At 50.5% G+C, this 3,747-nt stretch carries 5 protein-coding genes; 1 reads left to right on the top strand and 4 read right to left on the bottom strand.

Annotated features, from left to right (window positions below):
* A partial coding sequence (locus tag PLA23_RS11350) for a NosD domain-containing protein (RefSeq protein WP_324475256.1) occupies positions 1–977 on the top strand: 977 nt, incomplete at its 5' end.
* Here PLA23_RS11350 and PLA23_RS11345 read toward each other — a convergent pair.
* From PLA23_RS11345 to PLA23_RS11330, 4 genes are all read right to left on the bottom strand, one after another.
* A complete protein-coding gene (locus PLA23_RS11345) occupies positions 978–1,442 on the bottom strand; it encodes an FKBP-type peptidyl-prolyl cis-trans isomerase (protein ID WP_324475255.1) in 465 nt (154 codons plus the stop codon).
* On the bottom strand, positions 1,420–1,617 hold the full coding sequence (locus tag PLA23_RS11340; RefSeq protein WP_324475254.1) for a hypothetical protein: 198 nt from the start codon (positions 1,615–1,617) through the stop codon (positions 1,420–1,422). Before PLA23_RS11340 ends, PLA23_RS11345 begins: the two co-directional genes overlap by 23 nt.
* 68 nt (positions 1,618–1,685) lie before the next feature.
* Positions 1,686–2,780: a sugar-specific transcriptional regulator TrmB gene (locus PLA23_RS11335; protein ID WP_324329351.1), complete on the bottom strand. Its 1,095-nt coding sequence runs from the start codon at positions 2,778–2,780 to the stop codon at positions 1,686–1,688.
* On the bottom strand, positions 2,764–3,747 hold a 984-nt coding region (locus PLA23_RS11330; RefSeq protein ID WP_324475253.1), incomplete at its 5' end, for a homoserine dehydrogenase. The genes PLA23_RS11335 and PLA23_RS11330, both read right to left, overlap by 17 nt.

Here is a 3,747-nt window from a genome sequence, read left to right as displayed (position 1 = left end):
GCATAGGAATATTCCAGTCAAAAGATAACGTCATTTTCAATAATATATTTAAAAATAAGCACAACGCAGTCGTAAATGAAGATCAGCGGAATATGTGGAACACCGATCTGAAGTCAGGAACCAATATTATAGGTGGGACGATGGTGGGAGGAAATGCCTGGTTTGATGAGACCGGCGAGGGAGGATTTTCTGCATTAGCACAGGACTATACACATGATGGCATCTCTGATGCACCATATTCATTAAACGCGAATAATATTGATCTCTATCCGCTCTCCCGTGTAACATCAGGCACACTATCACTCCTTACCACTCCAGTCCCGACAGAGACCCCGGTTCTGGAATGGATTGATACAAAATCAGAAAACACTTCCGAAGAGGTAATACCTGCTCCTGATTCGGAGTCTCCTGTTACCGCAACCGTACCTACGATGCCCACAGAGACAGTGGCAGCCCCTGTTCAGACAGAAGAAATACAGCTCCCCAGTCCGGTTACGCAGGAGAACACACCTGAAGGAACTTCATCGCAATCAGCAGGGGATATGCAACCAAAAGCACCTGATACGAACGTAACTTCTCTTCTGTCAAAGCCATCCGGGCCCCTTTCACCCTACGCCGACATCTCTGTCAAAGAGGTCAGCGGTCCTGAAACAGGATGCCCGGGCACCGGATTTACCATATCAGCAGTGATCGAAAACACCGGCGGGTATGATGCCGACGCATTCCAGGTCAGGTTCTATCTGACAGAAGATCGCCAGATAGACAACCGGGATATTTTCCTTGGTGAAAAGACCCTAAAAAACCTTCTTTCAGCAAGCGAACAGACTATCACCGAATCCTTTACTATCCCACAATTAATCGGGCTGAAAAACTACTATCTTGCAATCGTCACCAACACTGACAACGCAATATTTGAAGATAAAAAAGAGAATAATACCGGTTTTTCTGCCGTCAGAATGGCAGTCCGGGAATGTTAATTACTCTTTCTTTTCAGATGTTCCGGCCTTTTCTTCAACAGTCAGAGGAGTAATATTCCTGACAGTTACTTCAAAGGTAAGTGCTTTTCCGGCAAGGGGGCTGTTGAGATCAAAAGTGACATTCGTTGCATTCATATCAGCAATCGTCGCCTGGAAGAGCTGTCCGCCATCGAAGAGGGTGACCCGATCCCCAATGGTTGCATTCTCACCGGCCGGGATAAACTCAATCGGCATGGAGACGATCTTTGCCGGATCATACTGGCCATATGCCTCTTCAGGGGAGAGGGTAAACTTCTTTGTCTCGTTCACTTTCATACAATGAAGCGCCTTATCAAACCCGGGAATAGCCCCTCCTGATCCAAGAATCAGACTGAACGGCTGTCCACTCTTATATGAACTGTCAAATTCAGTTCCATTATCATAGGTTCCGATGTAGTCAACTTCAACAATATCTCCCGTCTGCACCACCGGCACAGGCGACCGGTTCGGTTTGTACCGGCGTTTGTACCGGCGTCTGTGGCTGAACCTGTTCAGGCTGGGTTGTTGTGCACCCACAGAGGAGTGCTGCTGCAATAAGAAGAATTGCGCCTGCAATACCAAGGGAGATACTGCATCCGCTGATGGTGAAACGTTTCTCCATACTCAGCTCTTGGAGAAATACCAAAAAAAAGAGTTCTGTTAAAACCCCACCTGTCGGTAAATGAAAAGTCAATAATCTGGCGTGATGATCAGATCTTCAGGTTCATGTGCAAGGCCGATCGCTGCCAGTGAACCGATAATACCCCCGCCACCATAGGTATACACCCCGCACTCACGGGCACACTGGCGCGCCTCCTGACAGGTTATCAGACCGGTCCGTGCACGCAGCCCATACTGACGAAGAGATTCTGGTATCAGAAACCCGGTTTTAATCGCAATACCCCATCCCTCGGATACACTTTCATCGCCAACAAACCTGACCGCGGCCTTTCTGATAAGATCAATCTTCTCCGGAACCACTGCAAGTTCAATGGCACTACAGGAATTTCCTGCAGTCTTTTCCGAAATCTCCTGCCAGAGCATGGCGATATGATGCCCAATAGGAAACGTGCCGGAGAGTTCAGACAGATAATCAAGGAGGGCGATGGCAAGTGCAAAGGTTGCCCCTTCTTCAAACTTGTCAGTATTGTCGATGCCGATAATGATATGCTGCAACGCCTGTGTTCTGATACAGCCTTCAGTCGCATGCTCATGCCTGACCGTATCAACCCTGATGACCCCTTCTGCCCTCCCCATCATGCCGGTCAGCGAGAAAGCAGGCCCGCCCACCGAATGGATCCTCTGCACAATCTCATCCCCTTCCTGCCAGATGCCGGTAACAGCCACCGCCGACTCTGGCCAGAGCCCTACCGTGCTCTCATACCGGCCCATTCTGACAAATTCTCTCAGAATCGTCCCCTGACGGATGATCCGGATCTTCGGATTCGCTTTTGCATGATGCCGTGCGCAAAATGCAGCACAGGCACTGGACAGACACTCATGCACAATCTCCACCATATCCCCGTCAACTGCAGTGAAGATCTTCCGGCATGCGGTCCGCGGTATTGCACTAATGGCAGCGTACCTGCTTGGAGCACGGCCATGCGGCTGGGTAAGAACCGTCAGACACCCTTCATCAGATAAACGGACAATCCAGTCCCGTGCAGTACTTCGGGGGATACCGGCAGACTGCGCAAGATCATCAACGGTAAAGGAGCCCTTTCGCAGGGTCAGTTTCCGCATTAACTTCAGATAAGAGCGCCTGCGCTCAATGACCCCCTGCATACCTGTCCCGGATGGAAAGGATATCCCCAAGGACTGCACTTGCCGTCTCAAGTGAACCTGCCCCTTTTCCTGAAAAGACAAGGTCTCCTGCAAGATCAGTCCTCACAATAATCGCGTTGAGTGATCCGTGAACGACAAGTGGATGGTGCCGTGGAATAATACGGGGAGATAGCCGGTACAGGTTCTTTGCCGGGATTATCTCTCCAATGAGCCGTATCGTTGCATCCTGCTCTTCAGCAAGCCGAATCGCCTCTTCCGTGAGCAGGTCAATCCCGGTGATGTCAATATCCTGAAGAGTTATCCGTCGGTTCCAGACCGTATTCGCAAGGATAACCAGTTTAATTGCAGCATCAATCCCTTTTACATCATACGTGGGATCTGCCTCCGCATACCCAAGCGCCCGTGCCTCATCAAGTGCCTGTTTATATGACAGGCCCTCTTCAGCCATCCGTGTCAGGATATAATTGCAGGTCCCATTTAAAACACCATAGAGAGCGTGAATTTCATTTCCTCCCAGGGATTCAAGAAGGGTGTGAAGAATGGGAATTGCACCGGCCACAGTTGCCTCAAACCGGAAAGATACCCCGGCCTTATCGGCCTCCTCCTTCAGATCATGATAATGCAACGCAACAGGACCCTTGTTCGACGTGACCACATGGCATCCCCGGGATAACGCGGTCCGCATATATGTCGTGGCTGGTTCCCCACTCTGCGCATCGGTGGGGGACACTTCGACGAGAACATCATACGGGGCATTGAAAACCACATCATGGGCCGTACAGGAGAGATCACCAACAAGCCCGGTCTCACGTTTCCGATGAAGAAGATCAGCAGGTGCGAGCCCGTCAGGGTGTATCAATCCTGACCGTGAATCAGCAACACCAGTCAGGACGATCCCAAGATCCTTTCTGCTCATCGCCTCCAGGATTCCCCGTCCGACCGCACCGGTCCCGATGAGTGCAATACG

The sequence above is a fragment of the Methanospirillum sp. genome, assembly GCF_035406105.1.
In the GTDB taxonomy this organism is placed as follows: domain Archaea; phylum Halobacteriota; class Methanomicrobia; order Methanomicrobiales; family Methanospirillaceae; genus Methanospirillum.
This window is presented reverse-complemented; position numbering and strand designations above follow the sequence as displayed.